This is a genomic window from Flagellimonas meridianipacifica (genome assembly GCF_003001695.1).
Classification (GTDB): Bacteria; Bacteroidota; Bacteroidia; order Flavobacteriales; family Flavobacteriaceae; genus Flagellimonas; species Flagellimonas meridianipacifica.
In genome coordinates, this window is sequence record NZ_PVYX01000001.1 from 1,094,556 (window position 1) to 1,114,136 (window position 19,581).

The window sequence follows — 19,581 nt, forward strand, 5'->3', positions numbered from 1 at the left end:
AATGGAAAAAATCACTGATTTACAAGGCACTTTTGAATTGAACAACGGCGTAAAGATGCCATATTTTGGTTTGGGAGTCTACTTGTCCAAGGATGGAAATGAAGTAATCCAGGCTATTGACAACGCCCTGGAACATGGTTATAGACATATAGATACTGCTTCAATTTATAAAAATGAGAAAGGAGTAGGTGAGGCCATTAGGCAGAGTTCCGTAAATCGTGAAGATATATTTGTGGTGAGCAAGGTCTGGAATAATGACCAAGGCTTTGAATCCACTCTAAAGGCCTTTGATGACAGTTTGAAACGTCTCGATTTGGATTATTTGGACCTATACCTAATTCATTGGCCGAAAGAAGGATTGTACAAAGACACTTGGAAGGCACTTGAAAAGCTATACAAGGAAAAAAGGGTAAGGGCTATTGGGGTGAGCAATTTTCTTCAACACCATCTTGAGGATGTGATGGCAGACTCAGAAGTGGTCCCCATGGTAAATCAAATGGAGTTCCACCCGTATTTGGTACAACAGGATTTGCTAGATTTTTGTCAAGAAAAGGGAATCCAATATGAGGCTTGGTCTCCTATGATGCAGGGTCAGATTTTTGAAATGGACCAATTCAAACAGTTGGCCAACAAATATGGAAAAACCATTGCCCAAATTGTTTTGAGGTGGGATCTTCAGAAAGGGGTTGTCACCATTCCAAAGTCGGTAAAAAAAGAGCGAATCATTTCCAACGCCCAAATTTTTGACTTTGAGCTTGAAGAAAGTGATATGAAACTATTGGATGCAATGGATCAAGGGAAAAGATTCGGTCCCGACCCAGATAATTTTGATTTCTAAGAAGTGAAAAGAGCTTTTAGTTCTGTTGCTTCTCCGGGTTTCATTTTCCCTGCCAAAACCAAGCTCAATTGTTTTCTTCGAAGTGCTCCGGCATGCCGTTCTTTTTCCAAATCCGTCTCAGGAACGATTTCCGGAACCTCTGTCGGTTTTCCGGTTTCGTCTACAGCGACGAAAGTATAAATGGCCTCATTGGCCTTGGAGCGCTCACCCGTAAACCGATCTTCCATCCATACATCAATATAAACTTCCATAGATGTCCTAAAGGCCCGTGAAAGTGATGCTTCTATGGTTACCACACTGCCCAAAGGAACATTTCTATTAAAGGCAACATGATTTACTGATGCAGTAACCGTAATCCTTCGGCTATGCCTACGTGCGGCGATACTTGCAGCCCTATCCATACGAGCCAACAATTCACCTCCAAAAAGATTGTTCAAGGGGTTGGTTTCTCCGGGAAGGACCATATCGGTCATCACAGTTTTGGAATCCTTCGGGTTTTTAGGCGCCATACTTTTTTTGGCAAAGATAAATCAGTGGATAGACTTAATCGAAGAGGGAACAGGATTATTTTTCCGAGAGCAACCAGGCATCTCTGGATTCTGTATTTCTTATTTTTCGAAGAAAGGTAAGAGCTTCCTTTGGGTCTTCAAAACTGGAATAGCAAACTTGGTGGAGGCCATATTTGTTCACTCCTAAATAACGTGCGTTGTAACCTTTTTTCTTCAATTGGGCCACCTTTTTCTCAGCATTTTCCTCAATTCGGAAGGCTCCTGCAACAACATGATGTTTACCTTGCGACTTTTTGTTCAATGTAAGATTGACTGATGGAAGTTCGATGGGTTTTCCACTAAAAAAGGTAGCTTCTTGAATCCTCTGTGAAACCACTTTTTGTGCTTCTTCTTGAGCAACAACCTGTTTGTTTTGAAAACCCTCATACGCTCTAAAACCAGTGAAACCAGCAGAAATCATCAACAGGATAACCGCAGCATAGGACAACCATGGTCTAAATGAAGTGCTTTCCCTTTTCTCGGGGGTAATAATGAATGGGATGTTGTTTTCAAGCTCTTCTACTTCTTCTTTTAGGATTTCGCGTTGTATTGGGATAGCGCTTACTGAGGCCATACCAAATGAAGAAGTGAGATAGTTGGTCTTGTTTTCAGGTTGAAACTGTATTTTCCCTCCAGCACTTAGCCATAATTTTCCAACACCAAACAATTCAATTTGTTCCCCATTGCTCATTCTATCCTTCCAATCTTGCCCCACGGATTCAATTTCTCCCAAAAGGGAATCATAATCCAGTTTTTTCTCTTTGGCTATATGGGAAACTAAAACACCATCGTTGGTGGTCAATTGAGAATTAAAGGAAACCGTTTTTAAGGGTGGAATCAATCGGTTGGATGAAGAATCAATTTCTGCAGATTTTGTGTGGGCCAGAAAGGCACCAAAACCAGGTACGATCACACAATTGTAATCAAACAACAAACTTGATATGTACCCCTCAATACGCATTCCCGCAAATATTAAAAAAAAACTAAAAGAGGAAAATAAGGCTTATCACTTTTTATTAACATCTAAAAAACCGTAATTTCGGAAACATCCCAAATCTAAAATTAAGTGACTGAAAACGAAATAATTGCACTCCTTCGTTTGCAATCTGCCCGAAACGTTGGCAATATAACTGCAAAGAAACTTATTGCCCATTGTGGAAGCCCAAAAGCTGTTTTTTACGATAAAATAAAGCAACTTTCCCGTTTGCATGGAGTCGGGCACACTATTGTAAAAGAGCTTTCCGATATAAAACACCTACATAAAGCCGAAAAAGAATTACAGTTTATTCAAAAGGAGAATATTCATATCACCTATTTTGAAGATGAGGACTATCCCCACTTTTTAAAGCATTGTGTGGATGCCCCGATAGCTCTTTTCAGCAAAGGAAAAATCAACTGGGATAGAAGAAGAATTATAAGTGTTGTTGGCACTCGAAATATCACTAGTTATGGAAAAGCCTTCTGCGAACAATTCATTTCAGGTATTGCCCCTTTGGACCCAATCATCGTAAGTGGGTTTGCATATGGGGTGGATATCACCATTCAAAAATTGGCTGTTGAGCATGGTTTGCAAACTATAGGTTGTTTGGCACATGGATTAAATCAAATGTATCCAAAAAACCACCTCAAATATGCCAAGAAGGTTATGGAAAATGGAGGCTTTGTTACTGAGTTTTGGAGCAGTAGTAACCCGGATAGGGAGAATTTCTTGAAACGGAATCGAATTATCGCTGGAATCAGTGAGGCTACAATAGTGATAGAGTCTGCTGAAAAAGGAGGAAGCTTGGTTACTGCTGACCTTGCCAATGGTTATAATCGCGAGGTTTTTGCAGTTCCAGGGAGATATACCGATAAGTATAGTAAGGGTTGTAATGATCTGATACAAAAACAAAAGGCCCATATGCTCACCTCAGCAGCGGAATTGGTCTATTTTCTAGGATGGAACTGGGAAGAAACAAATCAGAAATCACCATCTTCGGCCCAGAAGCAACTTTTTGTGGAATTGGAACCTACCGAACAATCCATTTACGACTTTCTACAATCTAAAGGGAAACAAGAACTGGATTCAGTGGCACTGGAATGCCAATTGCCCATTTTCAAGGCTTCGTCCACCCTTTTGGCCATGGAAATGAAGGGCGTTGTTCGGAATCTACCTGGAAAATTATTCGAAGCGATTTAATACCCTACTTTTTCTCTTACTCTTTGTAATACTTCACTAGCTACTTTCTTGGCTTTTTCCGCTCCAATTGCTAACGCTTCATCAATCTCGTTCAAATGCTCCATGTAGTAGGCAAACTTTTCTCGAGGTTCTTCAAATTTTTTCACAATCACTTCGTACAAAGCTTGTTTTGCATGCCCATACCCATAATTTCCTGCAAGATAGTTGGCACTCATTTCTTCAATTTGTTCCTCAGAGGCCAATACTTTGTATAATGCAAAAACATTGTCTTTGCTTGGGTCCTTTGGCTCTTCCATGGGAGTGCTGTCCGTGACAATGCCCATAACCTGTTTGCGCAGTTTTTTGTCAGTTTGGAAGATATCGATAATATTTCCCTTGCTCTTGCTCATTTTTTGTCCATCCGTGCCAGGAACATACATGGTTTCCTGTTGAACTTTGGCCTGTGGAAACACGAAAGTTTCTCCCATTTGATGATGAAACCGTGAGGCAACGTCTCGGGTCATTTCCAAATGCTGTAGTTGGTCTTTGCCTACAGGTACGATATCCGCATCGTACAACAAAATATCTGCAGCCATCAACATAGGATAGTTGAACAAACCTGCATTTACATCTTCAAGACGGTCTGCCTTATCTTTAAACGAGTGTGCCAGAGTAAGACGCTGATAGGGAAAAAAGCAACTCAGGTACCAGGCTAGTTCCGTTACCTGCGGCACATCACTCTGTCTGTAAAAAACCGTTTCTTCAATATCCAAACCGAATGCCAACCAAGCTGCTGCTGTGGCGTAGGTGTTTTCACGAAGTTGTTTCCCATCCTTTATCTGAGTAAGAGAATGCATATCTGCAATAAATAGGAAAGACTCGTTGTTTGGGTCCTTTGCCATTTGAATAGCTGGCATTATAGCTCCCAAAATATTTCCCAAATGTGGTGTTCCCGTACTTTGAACCCCTGTTAAAATTCGCGCCATGCTTTTGTTTTGTGAAGCGACAAAGGTAAAAGAATTCAAAAAATATAAAGTGATATCATTACATTTGAAACGGTGCTGAAACTACTAAAAAATATAGGTCATGTCTTGTATCGAATATGGTTCTATTTTTTGGTTGCTATCTTGATTTTTCTTTTCCTTCCTCTACTTTTAGCTACTACGTTTTCAGAAAGGACATACCCTCAGTTTTTTTGGTTGGCCAGAAATTTTTGGGCAAGGCCCATTATTTATGGAATGGGTTGTTTGCCAAGAATTGAATATCAAGAAAAATTGGAAAAGGGCAAGAGCTATATGTTGGTTGCTAATCATACTAGCATGCTAGACATTATGTTGATGCTTCTCGTGAGTCAAAACCCCTTTGTTTTTGTAGGAAAAAAAGAGTTGGTAAAAATACCGGTCTTTGGTTTTTTTTATAAACGTGTGTGCATCATGGTTGATAGAGATGATGTGAAAAGCAGAACAGGAGTGTATCGTCGCGCCCAACGAAGACTAAATCAGGGCTTAAGTATTTGTATTTTTCCGGAGGGAGGTGTTCCAGATGAATCCGTATTACTCGACACCTTCAAAGACGGAGCTTTTAAAATGGCTATTGCGCATAAGATTCCGGTTGTCCCCATTGTTTTCTTGGATAACAAAAAACGATTTTCTTTCACCTTTCTAAGCGGGGGTCCAGGTAGAATGCGAGCCAAAATGCTTCATTTTTTTAATACCGATAAGCTAAACGAAGAAGATAAGAAAAAGTTGAATGAAGAAGTTAGACAAGGAATTTTGAGTGAACTTGAGGAGGCAACTCGCTAGTCGGAAATTAGGTTTGGTAGCCTAACCGTAATTTCACCGATTTCTTTGCCTTTGTTTTTTGAAGAGGTAATCTCTTTTTTGATGTTGTAATTTTTTGCCGCATTCAGTAAATCAATTTGATCTTCCCACTTCATTACATGGGTTCTATACTTAGGCTTGTATTCGACTGCCGATATGATGGCATCGTGGATATATTGTATTTTCAGATGGACATATAATTCGGAAATCGTAAAGGCGACGTTCAATTTTTCATTTTTGTGCTGATTGTACATTGCAAATTCAATGAGATTTTCAAATAGAGTGAGTGTAACTGAAGCAGGAATAACGGCGTTCAGTTTTTTTGAATCCTCATCTACTGTGATTTCATATTCAAACTGGTTGTCATATCGAAGCATCTGCAGTTTGAGATACCAATTCAGCATCTCTATTTCATCTTTCAATGAAACAGTGTCCAATTCGAGATACTTTAAATTAAAGCGAAGAAGCTTACTAAATAGGGAAAGATAATCCAATGCAGACTTTTTATTCTCAGAAGTCACGAAATACTGAATGGCGTTAATAACGTTGAAAACAAAATGAGGATGAAGCTGGGAGTTTAGGGCCTTCAACTTCAGCTCAACCATTTCCTCCTTTATCCTCAGAAGATTTTGTTGTTTTTCAATAAGCGCAACATTGGCCCTAACACTCTTGATTTTTATAGCACAAATGGAAGCTATAACAGAAAGCATTTTAAGGTGCTGCTCATTGAAAAAGGATTTTTCTGGATGTTCACAGTCTATTACACCGTATATTACTTTTTCGTAACTAATGGGAACACATATTTCGGAAAGCCTTAAAGCATCATCCACTATATAACGTGAATCTATTGACGTATCCGAAACAATCTCCGGAACCCCGGTCAAAGCCACAGTTCCCGTTATCCCTTCACCTAAGGGAATTTTAACAGGATTATGGAGTTTTTGGTCCCTAGGATTCTTTGGACCGTAAGCGGATTTTTGTACCAGCAGATTGTTCTTTTCATCAACTAAGTAAATGACACAGTCCACAAAACCTAGTTTCGAAATACAATTCTTTGCTAAATCCCAAAGAATGTCTTCCTCGTTTTCTTTTCCCATTAAGGACTTGGAAAAGTAAACAAGGATATCCTCGAAGCTCTCAGTTTCCAAAATTATTGATGATTAGGTTGCACAGTCAATTTACTAAAAAATTGATGTATAGGGATTCAAAAACGAAAACACCCCACCATAACAGGTGGGGCGCTTAGTGATTGTCTAAAGGGACAATCTTCCTAACCAACTTCTTTAATGCCTAAAACTTTAAGCTGACGCCACTGTAAACACCAACAGAGAATGGTCTGAATGGCCCTGCGGTCTCTGAAAAGGTGTTCAGCTGATATTTAAACATAGGTTCTAGATTTAATTGCACTTTTGGAGAAACTTTGTAGTTGAAGCCTAAACCTACATTGGTGCTAAAATTGATGGAATTGGCATTGTTAGCCTCTCCTACTTCGGTGACCAATTCATCAGACTCCAATAAAATGGTATCGTCCACAAGGAATAGGGAACTGAACCCGCCAATAATATCAACTCCAAATTTTTTATCAATAAGGGCATAGTTAAGCTCCAAAGGAACTTCTATATATCCTAGCTGCTGCACCATTTCTCCACTCAAGGCAGAAGTCTCATTGGATTGTATTTCGGAGAAATTATCCACAGCTGCCCTGTCAGGAACACTTTTACTGCTTTGAATCACTAAATTCCTGGATGTTTCTGTATAATTAATATTATCAATAAGCTCATTGGTAGAACCCTCCAAAGAGGAAGAGAACAAAACTTCGTTGGTATCATAACCGTAATCCACCCGATGTACTCCAGACCTGACCTTTAAGCGTTTTCCCAAATTATAAGTCACGGTGAGCCCATAACTTAAATTTACATTGCCTGATTTGGAATTAGAACTAAAATTGGAATGTATTGGCGAGCCTTCTCCTGTTCCTGTAAAGTACACAGGTGCTACGGAAGGACCTACTGCCCATTTGCTCTCTCTATTTTCAGCTAAAAGCTCTTCTTCATCCTCAGCATTTTTTTCAGCAATAGCATCATAAATGGATTTTTTCTCGGGCAACTCTTTTTCAACTTTCTTTTCAATGTCTGCCTGTGCCACTTCACTTTCTTGGCTATTCAAACTTTCTTTACCATCCTTTTCAAGTATACCCAAGCTTTCCTCTTCTTGCATTTGTTTATCTACTGCAACCACCGCATCTTGGGTTTTGTTTTCAGGATCATCCAAGATTTGATTAACGGGATTTTGCGTATTGTTAGCTTCAGAAGTCGAATTAGTGTTTTGGGCAACTGCGGTTTCCAAACTGGAACTGGGGTTTGATTGTTCCTTGCCCTCAGTCACTTTAGCTTCCTTAACAGATTCATCGGAACTCGCAAGACCGTTTGAGTTGGATTTGTTCAAATTAAGATTTGAGGAACCTTCTTCATCTTCACTTACAGATTCATTTACAGAATCTCCTTCTTCCGAAGCAACTGTTGTCTGAGGAGAATTCTTTATTGAATCAATGACTTTGGTTTCAGGAAGAGATTCGTCTTTGTTTTCTGTATCAACAACCTGAATTTGGTTGTTATTATCCGTTTCTTTTGAGCTATCCAAGGGATTGATGGCAAAGAACAAAATGGCAAAGAGTGCAGCGACACCACCCAATTGCCACCAAATGGGAATGACCCGTTTTTTGTTTTTCTTTTTGTCCAACGTGGCCTCAATAGACTTCCAGACGTTATCGTCTGGAGACTCATGAAAGTCCTGGAAAGTATCCTTGAACAATTGCTCTAAATTCTTTTTCCCCATTCTTAAATCATTTAAGCAATGTTTATATTTTCTTTTCTAATTTTTTCTCTCAAAATCATTTTGGCTCTAGCCAAGTTTGATTTTGACGTTCCAGTGGATGTCCCCAACATCTCACTGATTTCCTTATGACTGTAACCGTCCAGTACATATAGGTTGAATGTGATTCTGTATTTATTGGGAAGTTGTTGTATATGACTCAATAGTGCAGATAAGCTCACATCCAACTCCTCCGTATCCAATTCCATCGAATCCTCACTAATGTTCTCCGAAACCACATCCATAAACTGTTCTTTTCTATATTTCTGAAGAACCGTATTTACGGTAACACGCTTAATCCAACCTTCAAAAGAACCTTTAAAATTGTACTGTCCAATTTTGTCAAAAATGGTGATGAAACTGTCGTGCAAATTGTCTTCAGCTTCAATTTTATTTCTAGAATACTTAAGGCACATACCGAAAAGAATACCGGAATATTTCCGGTATAATTCAGCCTGGGCCTTACGTTTTCCGTTTTTACAGTTATGTATTAGTTCCTCAAGATCCAAATGTTGGTCAATTTTGGATTATTGATGTTGTCAATTTGTGTCTTCCACCACAGGTACTGTATATTCAATAAAAGCGGCATCTCCAGATTCATTCTCTCCAGTGTAGAACCTAAATGTATAGGTTCCAGTAAAGATAACATTGAATTCAAAGCTGGCGGTTACTTCTTCCGCCAACTGTGTGCAAGTCTCGTTATCAGTAATTACGGAACCGATAACAGTAACATTCCTTTGTGTTTCGGCCACCGTAGCTACATCAAACCCCTCAAAAAAAGTACAGCTATCCGGTCGTAGATAAGTGACTTCTACTGTGTAGGTCTGATTAAGTTGGAAAGATTCAGGAAGGCTTGCCTCCACTACAGAAAGTGTGGTAAAATGAAAGTTTGGGCCATCATCACTCAAATCACATGAAGAGAATGACAATAACAAAAAACCCAAAAGACATCCTAATACTACCTTTTTCATCATTAAAATCTTTGTTTTATAGATGTTAAAGGAGAACAAGGGTTGCGTTTTGTTCCCTATGGTTTAGAGAAAGCAGTAAAAACTATGAATTTACAGTGGCAATTGCCTCTTTGATTTTTCCTTCCAGTTCTTCCGAAAGTTCCGGATTATCTACCAAAAGTGCCTTTACGGCATCTCTACCTTGCCCAAGTTTAGTATCGCCGTAGCTGAACCATGAACCGCTTTTTTTCACAATTTCATAAGCTACACCCAAGTCTAAGACCTCACCTACCTTGGATACTCCTTCTCCATACATAATGTCAAATTCTGCAGTTTTAAAAGGTGGAGCCACTTTGTTTTTCACCACCTTAACTCGGGTCTTGTTCCCCTGTACGTTTCCATCGGTATCTTTGATTTGGGTAGATCTTCGGATATCCAATCGGACGGAAGCATAAAACTTGAGTGCATTACCTCCGGTTGTAGTTTCCGGATTGCCGAACATTACTCCAATTTTCTCTCTCAACTGATTGATAAAAATCACGGTACAGTTGGTCTTGCTAATTGTTGATGTAAGCTTACGAAGTGCTTGGGACATTAGTCTTGCATGAAGCCCCATCTTTGAATCCCCCATCTCTCCCTCAATTTCACTTTTTGGGGTAAGAGCTGCTACAGAATCTACAATAACAATATCAATTGCTCCAGAGCGAATAAGGTTATCGGCAATTTCCAGTGCCTGTTCCCCATGGTCAGGCTGCGAAATGATTAGATTGTCAATATCCACTCCAAGTTTTTGGGCATAAAACCTATCAAAAGCATGTTCTGCATCAATAAAAGCGGCAATTCCACCATTTTTTTGGGCTTCCGCAATGGCATGTAGCGTAAGGGTAGTTTTACCTGAAGATTCTGGGCCATAAATTTCAATGACACGACCTCTGGGATAACCTCCCACGCCTAAAGCGATGTCCAAACCTAAAGATCCCGATGGAATTACTTCTACATCTTCTACAACACTATCTCCCATCTTCATAACGGCACCCTTTCCATAGGTTTTGTCCAACTTGTCAAGGGTTAGTTTAAGTGCTTTAAGTTTCGCTTCTTTTTCGCTGCTCATTGTTCTCGTATTTGACGAGCTAAATTACCATTTCTTTTTTCATGGACAATGGAGACGCAACCTTTTTGAATTTAAAACATCTTTAGTGTACTAACTCGAATAAACAATATAACGAAGACTTACTTCGGGCAGCACATTTTGAACCGCAACTGGGAAATTTGCGCTATGAAAAGAAACCATGTGTAGAGACTCCTTAGCATTATTTAGGGAGTCTTTTTTCTTTTATACCTTTGCCCTCACTTTGTAACATCTCTTTAACTTAAATTATTAGTATAGCATGCAACTGTACAATACGTTAAGTGCAAGGGAGAGAGAGAAACTCATAGAAGACGCCGGTAAGGATAGGCTTACCATCTCTTTCTACCAATATGCGCATATAGGAAACACCCAGATTTTTAGAAACCACTTATTCATCCAATGGAATGACTTGGACGTTCTCGGGCGGATTTATGTGGCTCATGAAGGAATTAACGCGCAACTTTCGGTGCCCGCAGAAAACTTTCAAGCGTTCAAGGCACATTTGGATAGCATCTCTTTTTTGGAGAACGTGAGGTTGAATATTGCCATTGAACAGGATAACAAATCCTTTCTGAAGTTAAAGGTTAAGGTCCGAAACAAAATTGTGGCGGATGGCCTAAACGATGACACCTTTGATGTTACCAACAAGGGTATCCATGTTGGCGCTTCGGAATTCAACAATTTGATTGAAGACCCTAATGTGGTTTTAGTGGATATGCGGAATCATTATGAAAGTGAGATAGGGCATTTTAAAAATGCCGTAACCCCAGATGTGGATACCTTCCGGGATTCTTTGGACATTATTGAAAACGATTTGGCGGAGCACAAGGAAGATAAAAAACTGGTTATGTATTGCACAGGTGGAATCCGTTGTGAGAAGGCCAGCGCCTATTACAAACACAAAGGATTCAAAAATGTATACCAGCTCGAAGGGGGGATTATCGAATATACGCGTCAGGTGAAAGAGCAGAACTTAGAGAATAAATTTTTGGGAAAAAACTTCGTGTTTGACCACAGACGAGGAGAACGTATTTCCGATGATGTGATTTCCAATTGTCACCAATGTGGAAAACCATGTGATACTCATGTAAACTGTGCCAATGAAGCATGTCACCTTCTTTTTATTCAATGTGAAGAGTGTGCAAAAGCCATGAACAATTGCTGTTCAACAGATTGTATGGAAGTTCATGCATTACCTTACGAAGAACAAAAGGCGCTGAGAAAAGGAAAACACGCAAGCAATAAAATATTTAGAAAAGGACGTTCAGAGGCCCTGATTTACAAGAAATAACATTTCCATGCTGTGTCAAATTGTCCTATATTTACATGAAATATTTTTATGAACCCTTTTTAAAGAAGCTTGTTAAGTTTCTTTAAATCCAGATATTAAATATGGCGTGTAGCAGTTGTTCAACCGGTAAGGATGGACAACCGCGTGGCTGCAAGAACAACGGAACTTGTGGCACTGATGGTTGTAACAAGCTTACAGTTTTTGATTGGCTTTCCAATATGTCGTTGCCCAACGGACAAAAACCTTTTGAGTTCGTTGAGGTGCGTTTCAAGAACAGCAGAAAAGAGTTTTTTAGGAATGTAGATAACCTTCCTTTGGTTATTGGTGATATTGTGGCCACCCAAGCAAAGTCTGGCCATGATGTGGGAATGGTGACTTTGACCGGCGAGTTGGTTCGGGTGCAAATGAAGAAAAAAAAGGTAGACCCTGAGGATAAGAACTTACCTAAAATCTATCGAAAGGCTTCCCAACGCGATATTGATATTTGGCAAAAATGTCGGGATAAAGAAGAAGAAATTAAGAAGCGCTCCCGGGAAATCGCCATTTCTTTAAAGCTTCAAATGAAGTTGAGCGATGTAGAGTTTCAAGGTGATGGTTCCAAAGCAACATTCTATTACACTGCTGAAGATAGAGTTGATTTTCGACAATTGATAAAGGATATGGCCAAAGCCTTTGGCATCCGAATTGAGATGCGCCAAATTGGGTATCGACAGGAAGCACAGCGATTAGGAGGAATCGGCTCTTGTGGAAGAGAACTCTGTTGCTCAACCTGGCTCACCGACTTTAGATCGGTAAGTACGGCATCTGCAAGGTATCAGCAATTAGCGTTGAATCCACAGAAATTAGCAGGACAGTGCGGTAAGCTGAAGTGCTGTTTGAACTACGAGTTGGACATGTATTTGGAGGCATTGAAAGATTTCCCATCTCAGGACAGTAAACTTCAAACCAAAAAGGGAATTGCCTTTTGTCAAAAAGCAGACATCTTCAAAGAAACTCTTTGGTTTTCTTATAAGGATGACCCAGCTACTTGGCATGCCTTGCATAAAGAACAGGTACATGAAATTTTGGAACTCAACAAGAAAAACCAAAAAATCGCCAGTCTAGAGGAATATGCCCAAGATAATGTGAGCGAAGAGAAGCTGGTATTTGAAAACGTTGTTGGTCAAGACAGTCTTACTCGGTTTGATAGGCCCAAAAAGAAGAAAAAGAGAAGTAAAAAGAATAGAAAAAGCAAACCCAAAGCCCCTTCCAATGCTTAATCGAATTCTAATTTGTCTTTGTTTGCTGCTTAGTTTGGTCTCTTGTAACTCTAAACTGGAGTTTTCAAAATTTGAAACTTTAAAAGAAGGGAGCTGGGCTATGGACAGACCCGTGAATTTTGAGTTTTCTGATTTGGATTCTTTGCAAACACACAATATGTACATAAACATCAGAAATGATAATAATTTCGAGTTTAGCAATCTTTTCCTCATTACGGAGTTAGAATATCCAGATGGTAATACACAGAAGGATACCTTGGAATATGCTATGGCGAAACCTACTGGAGAATGGCTAGGGAAGGGACTTGGAAGTGTCAAGGAAAGCAAATTATGGTATAGGGAAGGCATCGTTTTTCCGGATTCTGGCGTATATAAAGTAAAAGTTACCCATGCCATGAGAAAAAATGGGGATATCGATGGCATCCCCGTTTTGGAAGGCATTACAGATATAGGTCTGGAAATTGAAAAAATCTCCCAATAAAATGGCGAAAAAAACAAAGAAAAATCAACCACAAGGCTTTGGAAAGTACATCAAGTGGTTCTGGATTCTTTTTGGGGCCGGAATGTTTGCAGTACTCTTACTGTTCTTGTTGGCTTCATGGGGTGCATTTGGCACCATGCCCACCTTTGAGCATTTGGAAAATCCAAATACCAACCTGGCCACTGAAATAATCTCCTCAGATGGAGAGACTCTGGGAAAGTTTTATTTGGATGACAATAGAACACCGGTGCCTTTTAGCGAACTTCCAGAAAACCTGGTCAACGCATTGGTGGCCACTGAAGATGCCCGTTATTTTGAACATTCTGGTATCGACGCCAGAGGGACGATAAGAGCGGTAGCTTTTTTAGGAAGTAAAGGTGGTGCCAGTACAATATCTCAGCAACTATCCAAATTGCTCTTTACCAAAAAACCTTCTGGAGGTTTTGGAAGAATAGTACAGAAAATCAAGGAATGGGTGATTGCCACCCGTCTTGAAAGACAATACACCAAAGAGGAGATTGTTCAAATGTATCTGAACCAATATGATTTTGGGTATGCAGCTGATGGTATACGTTCGGCAGCCCGGATTTATTTTGGCAAGGAACCCAACGAGTTAAAAACAGAGGAATCTGCTGTGTTGGTAGGGATGTTGAAAAACTCTTCCCTGTACAATCCTATTCGAAGAGAAGAACTCGTATTAAATAGAAGGAATACGGTTTTGGGGCAAATGGCCAAATACGGGTACATCACTGAAATGGAAAAAGATTCTTTGCAGGCATTGGAAATGGATTTGAATTTTAGTCCAGAGTCACACCGTGAAGGACTGGCCACCTATTTTAGAATGTACCTGCAGCGTTACTTGAACAAATGGATTGACGAAAATCCAAAGCCTGATGGAGAAAAGTATAACATTTATCTGGACGGATTAAAGGTGTACACCACCGTGGATTCAAGAATGCAGAAAAACGCAGAAGATGCTGTTCAAGAACACATGAAACGACTTCAAGCCGAGTTTTTTCATCAGAACACACCGGACAGAAATCCAACAGCTCCTTTCTTGGAACTGGAATCTTTCGAGATTGATAATATAATGGAAAGGGCCATGAAAGTTTCTGCGCGATGGAAGGCTATGAAACGGCAGGGCGTATCTGAAAATGAAATTCGAGCTTCATTCCGCAAAAAAACGGAAATGACCGTTTTTGATTGGAACAGTGATTCCTTCGAAAAAGACACCATAATGACCCCTATGGATTCTATCCGGTATTACAAGACCTTTTTGCGTACCGCAATGATGTCCATGGAACCCCAAACTGGTCATGTTAAAGCCTGGGTTGGAGGAATAGACTATAAGCACTTTCAATATGACAATGTGATTCAAGGGGCAAGACAGGCAGGGTCAACATTCAAGCCTTTTGTGTATGCAGCCGCTATTGACCAGCTGAGGTATTCTCCTTGTGATTCTCTGCCAGATAATCAATATTGTATAGAACCGCTTAAGCATGGTAACCCAGAGGCATGGTGCCCTAAAAATTCGGACGGTAAATATTCTGGTGAAAACTTGACATTAAAAAAGGCTTTAGCAAACTCCATTAATACAATTACCGCGCAGTTAATTGATAAAGTGGGTCCATCATCAGTAGCTAGTATTGCCAAAAACATGGGATTAACACGAGAAATTCCGGAAGTCCCATCAATAGCTTTGGGAACACCGGATTTTAATGTGTATGAAATGGTGGGGGCCTATGGCACTTTTGCGAATCAAGGGGTTTATGTGAAGCCGGTAATGGTAACCAGAATTGAAGATAAAAATGGAACGGTGCTTTATGAATATATGCCGGAGACCAAGGATGTTCTGAGCAAGGATGTTGCCTATGCTATGGTCAATCTTATGGAAGGGGTAACACGATATGGCTCTGGAGGAAGACTAAGACATTCCTTTGCTAAAAATCAAAGTGTGTACAAAGAGATAATCACAGGATATCCCTATGAGCTCACCAATCCAATCGCAGGAAAAACGGGAACTACTCAGAACCAGAGTGATGGTTGGTTTATGGGCATGGTGCCAAACTTGGTGACAGGAGTTTGGGTTGGTGGCGAAGACAGAGCTGCGCATTTTTCTAGATTGGCTTATGGACAGGGGGCATCGATGGCTTTACCTATTTGGGCGCTGTATATGAAGAAGAATTACGCGAACGAAGAACTAGGAGTTTCCCAAGGCGAGTTCGAAGAACCGGAGGATTTATCAATAAATGTGGACTGCACCAAGGTCTTGGAAGAAATCCAAAAAGAACTGGATACCGAGGACGATCTTGAACTGGATTTCTAGTTATATCAGCTAAAAAACTTGAGCCCTAAGAAACTTTAATCTTGGGGCTTTTTTATTTATATCGTATTTTGAAAAACCTTTAAAAAGAAATGGAAATATGATAAAAAAAACAGTCCCAAATGTTGAGGAAGCCTTGAAAGGGGTAGCAAATGGAATGACATTTATGCTGGGGGGCTTTGGCCTCTGTGGCATCCCCGAAAATGCCATTGCGGAGTTGGTAAAACTGGGCGTAAAGGATATTACATGCATTTCAAACAATGCCGGGGTTGATGATTTTGGATTGGGATTGTTGCTACATAATAAACAAATCAAAAAAATGGTGTCTTCCTATGTGGGCGAAAACGACGAATTTGAGAGACAAATGCTTAGTGGAGAGCTGGAGGTGGAATTAACCCCTCAAGGTACATTGGCAGAAAAATGTAGAGCGGCTCAAGCAGGATTTCCTGCATTCTACACACCTGCGGGGTATGGAACGGAGGTCGCAGAAGGAAAGGAAACCCGAGAGTTTGATGGGAAGATGTATGTATTGGAGCCAGCATTTAAGGCGGATTTTTCTTTTGTAAAGGCCTGGAAAGGTGATGAGGCAGGGAACCTTATTTTCAAAGGAACAGCAAGAAACTTTAATCCTTGTATGTGCGGAGCGGCCAAAATTACGGTGGCAGAAGTGGAAGAACTGCTTCCAGCAGGTAGTTTGGACCCCAATGAAATCCATATACCGGGAATATTTGTGCAACGTATTTTTCAAGGAGAGCACTACGAAAAACGAATTGAACAACGAACCGTTAGGGCCAAAGCATAAAATATGTTAGATAAAAACGGAATAGCACAGCGTATTGCAAAAGAAGTAAAGGACGGATATTATGTCAATTTAGGGATTGGCATACCCACTTTGGTGGCGAATTTTGTACGAGAGGACATTAGTGTGGAGTTTCAAAGCGAGAACGGCGTTTTGGGCATGGGTCCTTTCCCTTTCGAAGGAGAGGAAGATGCAGACATCATCAATGCGGGGAAGCAGACCATAACCACCTTGCCAGGGGCTTCTTTTTTTGATTCTGCATTAAGTTTTGGAATGATTCGTGGCCAACATGTGGACCTTACCATCTTGGGAGCCATGGAAGTTGCAGAGAATGGTGACATTGCCAATTGGAAGATACCTGGCAAAATGGTAAAAGGTATGGGAGGTGCTATGGATTTGGTGGCCTCCGCAGAAAACATCATTGTAGCCATGATGCACACCAACAAGGCGGGAAAATCAAAACTGCTTAAAAGATGTACCTTGCCTTTAACTGGTGTGGGATGTGTGAAAAAGATAGTTACAAATTTGGCCGTTCTGGAAGTCACTCCGGATGGTTTTAAACTCTTGGAGCGTGCACCTGGAATAAGCACCCAAGAAATCGAAAGGGCAACGGAAGGAAACCTGATTATTGAAGGAAATATACCAGAAATGGTGCTATAAGGGCCTTAACACCGTTCACAACAAAAACTTTGGGTTACACAACATTCATTTCGTTAGGAAAAAAACAAAAAATACCTTTGAATTGTTCGATTTTTTCGACAAATTGTAATCCTAAATTTTTACCATGGCATCCAAATTAAACACCACTGCAACGGAAGACACTGTACAAGTGTACCGAAACGATTTTCTAACCGGTTTTGTGTTATTGATAAGAAAGCTTTTTATGCTTTAAGAACTGAACTAGATAAGAAATTTTGAAGCTGACTGTAGAGTCGGCTTTTTTTTTGCATTATTTTGAGGTCTATGGAGCTTGAACTTAGAAAATGTAACCTATCCGATTTGGAAATGCTTTTGTGGATTTCAAAAAAGACTTTTGAAGACACATTTGAAACAGATAATGATCCCCATGAGTTTCGTAAATATGTAGCACATGCCTTTACCCGGAAAAAATTGAAAAATGAACTTCAGAACAAAGCTTCGGATTTCTATTTTGTATTGGAAAAAGATGAGTTGGTCGGATATTTAAAATTGAATCAAGCTGGAGCACAAACTGATGTAAAAGATAAGAATTCAATAGAATTGGAACGTATTTATGTTCTGGTAGAACACCAAGGTAAAAAGTTCGGACGTTGGATGCTCGATAAGGCAATCCAATTATCTAAGGACCAAAAAGGGGTTTATTTTATGTGGTTAGGGGTTTGGGAACATAATACCAAGGCTATTCGGTTTTACGAAAGAAATGGCTTCCACAAGTTTGGAGAGCATTCATTTTTTATGGGAAAAGACGAACAAACAGACTGGTTGATGCGATTAGATTTTGAGTAATCCATCCAAAAACAAAATATCGCCATCTGCTTGAAGTTTTAAGGCTATCGAATTTTCAAATGCGGTATGAATGAGCAGGGAAATGGCCTTCGCATTGGTCTTTGTTAGACTATTCGTTCTATAGACAACGTCTCTAATTGTGGAAAAGCTAACGTTTACTCTTGAGGCGATGTTGGCGTAATCATTCTTGGTAACATTTCTACGAAGAATGGTGGAAAGTTGTTCGCTAATGGGTTTTCCGTAGTCTTCTTTGGAAAAAATAGCATCGCTTTTAATAACTAGATCAAGTTTTTTGATTGAACCCATATTGATGTTTTAGTGGTTTATCAATTCATATGTTGGGGTCAAATCCTAGTTTTCTATATTTGGTCTGTAACCCAATTACAGAAATGTAAGGTCTAGCTGCGCAGAATCAAATATATGAAAATAATTGCGGATTCTATAGAATATGCAGATAATTAAAGAGTTTAGAAAAAAGAAGGGGGCGACCCAAACAGATTTGGCAAAAGCGGTAGGGGTAAGTCTCCGTACCATCCAGACGTATGAACAGGAAAACGCAAATATTCCAACGAAAAATCTAAATAAAATTGCGGCTTTTTTTGATTTAAACGTCGCGGATTTATACATCCACAAAATAAATGACGAAGAGGCCACTTATGCTAAACGAAAGCCATTTGATCATTTTGGAAGTAGGTGCTATCCTTTAGATTTTGGTAAATACTTTGTTGTAGTACCATTGCTCTTAGCCGAAATCCAGCCCGAATATGTAAAGAACGTAGAGGATCAAGAGAATGCCAAGGGTAAAATGAAGTCAGGTTTTGTAGTGGAAACGCTATCTGAAAGTTCATATAAAGCATTCGAAATTACCGGAGATTCTATGGATGATGGGACTATTGATTCCATCCCGAACAAATCCATTGTTCTTGGTGTGGAGTATTCCAAGAAGGAGATATTCAAAGAACCGGAATCCTTCATTGATACCGTTATGGTATTGGTATTGCCCGAAAGAATTACTTGTAAAAAAATCATTGGGGTTGATATGAATCAAAAAACAATAAGTTGTACCCATTTAAATGGTTCTCCCGAGTTTAGTGATTTTGAGTTACCGATAAGTAATGTGCAGCAGCTCTTTAAGGTGGTCAAAAAGCAGCTTTAATGTCACTTAAATGATCCAATACTTCGTCTAGACATTCACTAAGATGTTTTTTGACATCATTTTCCCAAAAACGAAAAACGGTATAGCCCATCTGTTTTAATTGTTCATTCACTTCTAGGTCCCTTTGGATGTTCCGTTCTATTTTTGGAATCCAGAACTCTCTATTACTTTTTATCTTATGTTTTCTCTCATCCCAGTTATGTCCATGCCAGAATTCGCCATCGATAAAAATCACAGTTTTGTATTTTTTTAAAGCGATATCAGGTTTCCCTATTAACTTTTTATAATCAATACGGTATCTGTATCCTGCCTCCCAAAGGGCCTTTCTAAATAGTAACTCAGGTTTGGTATTCTTTCCACGAATCTTGCTCATAATTTTAGAACGCTCAGGTGTAGTGTAAAACCCAGATTCCTCATTGAAACGAGGAACTTTAATACGCTCTTTGGAATTATAATCGGCCATCGGAAAGATT

Annotated in this window: 21 protein-coding genes; 11 read left to right on the forward strand and 10 right to left on the reverse strand. The window is 39.7% G+C overall.

Annotated elements, in window-relative coordinates; translation table 11 throughout:
- The first annotated feature begins 1 nt into the window (after position 1).
- Positions 2–838, forward strand: coding sequence for an aldo/keto reductase (locus tag CLV81_RS04875; protein WP_106143918.1), 837 nt, complete (start codon positions 2–4; stop codon positions 836–838).
- On the opposite strand, the gene CLV81_RS04880 is transcribed toward CLV81_RS04875, so the two are convergent.
- Both CLV81_RS04880 and CLV81_RS04885 read right to left on the reverse strand, forming a co-directional pair.
- A complete protein-coding gene (locus CLV81_RS04880) occupies positions 835–1,347 on the reverse strand; it encodes an acyl-CoA thioesterase (protein WP_106143919.1) in 513 nt (170 codons plus the stop codon). The genes CLV81_RS04875 and CLV81_RS04880 overlap by 4 nt on opposite strands.
- Positions 1,348–1,402: 55 nt before the next feature.
- Entirely contained in the window at positions 1,403–2,347 is a 945-nt protein-coding gene (locus tag CLV81_RS04885) for an HU domain-containing protein (RefSeq protein WP_106143920.1), read from the reverse strand.
- A 105-nt stretch (positions 2,348–2,452) separates the two neighbouring features.
- Between CLV81_RS04885 and dprA the strand changes: the two genes are divergently transcribed.
- The gene (gene dprA / locus CLV81_RS04890) at positions 2,453–3,565 is read left to right on the forward strand and encodes a DNA-processing protein DprA (protein WP_106143921.1); all 1,113 of its coding nucleotides are present in this window, start codon (positions 2,453–2,455) and stop codon (positions 3,563–3,565) included.
- On the opposite strand, the gene trpS is transcribed toward dprA, so the two are convergent.
- Positions 3,562–4,530, reverse strand: coding sequence for a tryptophan--tRNA ligase (gene trpS, locus CLV81_RS04895; RefSeq protein WP_106143922.1), 969 nt, complete (start codon positions 4,528–4,530; stop codon positions 3,562–3,564). The two genes, dprA and trpS, sit on opposite strands and share 4 nt — an antisense overlap.
- A 72-nt stretch (positions 4,531–4,602) precedes the next feature.
- On the opposite strand from trpS, the gene CLV81_RS04900 reads away from it, so the two are divergent.
- On the forward strand, positions 4,603–5,346 hold the full coding sequence (locus CLV81_RS04900) for a lysophospholipid acyltransferase family protein (RefSeq protein WP_106143923.1): 744 nt from the start codon (positions 4,603–4,605) through the stop codon (positions 5,344–5,346).
- Here the strand turns inward: CLV81_RS04900 and CLV81_RS04905 are convergent.
- From CLV81_RS04905 to recA, 5 genes are all read right to left on the reverse strand, one after another.
- Entirely contained in the window at positions 5,343–6,512 is a 1,170-nt protein-coding gene (locus tag CLV81_RS04905; protein ID WP_245911921.1) for a histidine kinase, read from the reverse strand. The two genes, CLV81_RS04900 and CLV81_RS04905, sit on opposite strands and share 4 nt — an antisense overlap.
- 142 nt (positions 6,513–6,654) lie before the next feature.
- Complete coding sequence (locus tag CLV81_RS04910) at positions 6,655–8,199, reverse strand: hypothetical protein (RefSeq protein WP_106143924.1); 1,545 nt, start codon at positions 8,197–8,199, stop codon at positions 6,655–6,657.
- Between the two features lie 11 nt (positions 8,200–8,210).
- Positions 8,211–8,744, reverse strand: coding sequence for an RNA polymerase sigma factor (locus tag CLV81_RS04915; protein WP_106143925.1), 534 nt, complete (start codon positions 8,742–8,744; stop codon positions 8,211–8,213).
- Positions 8,745–8,774: 30 nt separating this feature from the next.
- On the reverse strand, positions 8,775–9,209 hold the full coding sequence (locus CLV81_RS04920; RefSeq protein WP_245911922.1) for a hypothetical protein: 435 nt from the start codon (positions 9,207–9,209) through the stop codon (positions 8,775–8,777).
- 79 nt (positions 9,210–9,288) lie between these two features.
- Positions 9,289–10,296 carry a recombinase RecA gene (gene recA / locus CLV81_RS04925; RefSeq protein ID WP_106143926.1) on the reverse strand — a complete coding sequence of 336 codons (1,008 nt, stop codon included), beginning with the start codon at positions 10,294–10,296 and terminating at the stop codon, positions 9,289–9,291.
- 277 nt (positions 10,297–10,573) lie between these two features.
- Between recA and trhO the strand changes: the two genes are divergently transcribed.
- From trhO to CLV81_RS04960, 7 genes are all read left to right on the forward strand, one after another.
- Positions 10,574–11,605, forward strand: a complete 1,032-nt coding sequence (trhO, locus tag CLV81_RS04930; RefSeq protein WP_106143927.1) for an oxygen-dependent tRNA uridine(34) hydroxylase TrhO — start codon at positions 10,574–10,576, stop codon at positions 11,603–11,605.
- Positions 11,606–11,706: 101 nt separating this feature from the next.
- On the forward strand, positions 11,707–12,864 hold the full coding sequence (locus CLV81_RS04935) for a PSP1 domain-containing protein (RefSeq protein ID WP_106143928.1): 1,158 nt from the start codon (positions 11,707–11,709) through the stop codon (positions 12,862–12,864).
- Positions 12,857–13,345: a gliding motility lipoprotein GldH gene (locus CLV81_RS04940; protein ID WP_106143929.1), complete on the forward strand. Its 489-nt coding sequence runs from the start codon at positions 12,857–12,859 to the stop codon at positions 13,343–13,345. The genes CLV81_RS04935 and CLV81_RS04940 overlap by 8 nt, the downstream gene beginning before the upstream one ends.
- A 1-nt stretch (position 13,346) precedes the next feature.
- Complete coding sequence (locus CLV81_RS04945) at positions 13,347–15,671, forward strand: penicillin-binding protein 1A (RefSeq protein WP_106144912.1); 2,325 nt, start codon at positions 13,347–13,349, stop codon at positions 15,669–15,671.
- Positions 15,672–15,768: 97 nt separating this feature from the next.
- Positions 15,769–16,470, forward strand: coding sequence for a CoA transferase subunit A (locus tag CLV81_RS04950; protein WP_106143930.1), 702 nt, complete (start codon positions 15,769–15,771; stop codon positions 16,468–16,470).
- 3 nt (positions 16,471–16,473) lie between these two features.
- Positions 16,474–17,127: a CoA transferase subunit B gene (locus CLV81_RS04955; protein WP_106143931.1), complete on the forward strand. Its 654-nt coding sequence runs from the start codon at positions 16,474–16,476 to the stop codon at positions 17,125–17,127.
- 303 nt (positions 17,128–17,430) lie between these two features.
- Positions 17,431–17,952, forward strand: a complete 522-nt coding sequence (locus CLV81_RS04960) for a GNAT family N-acetyltransferase (RefSeq protein ID WP_106143932.1) — start codon at positions 17,431–17,433, stop codon at positions 17,950–17,952.
- Here the strand turns inward: CLV81_RS04960 and CLV81_RS04965 are convergent.
- The gene (locus tag CLV81_RS04965) at positions 17,938–18,258 is read right to left on the reverse strand and encodes a hypothetical protein (protein WP_106143933.1); all 321 of its coding nucleotides are present in this window, start codon (positions 18,256–18,258) and stop codon (positions 17,938–17,940) included. The genes CLV81_RS04960 and CLV81_RS04965 overlap by 15 nt on opposite strands.
- Before the next feature lie 142 nt (positions 18,259–18,400).
- Here CLV81_RS04965 and CLV81_RS04970 point away from each other — a divergent pair, with 142 nt between their 5' ends.
- Positions 18,401–19,108 carry an XRE family transcriptional regulator gene (locus CLV81_RS04970; RefSeq protein WP_106143934.1) on the forward strand — a complete coding sequence of 236 codons (708 nt, stop codon included), beginning with the start codon at positions 18,401–18,403 and terminating at the stop codon, positions 19,106–19,108.
- Here CLV81_RS04970 and CLV81_RS04975 read toward each other — a convergent pair.
- Entirely contained in the window at positions 19,092–19,571 is a 480-nt protein-coding gene (locus CLV81_RS04975) for a very short patch repair endonuclease (protein ID WP_106143935.1), read from the reverse strand. The genes CLV81_RS04970 and CLV81_RS04975 overlap by 17 nt on opposite strands.
- Positions 19,572–19,581: the final 10 nt, after the last annotated feature.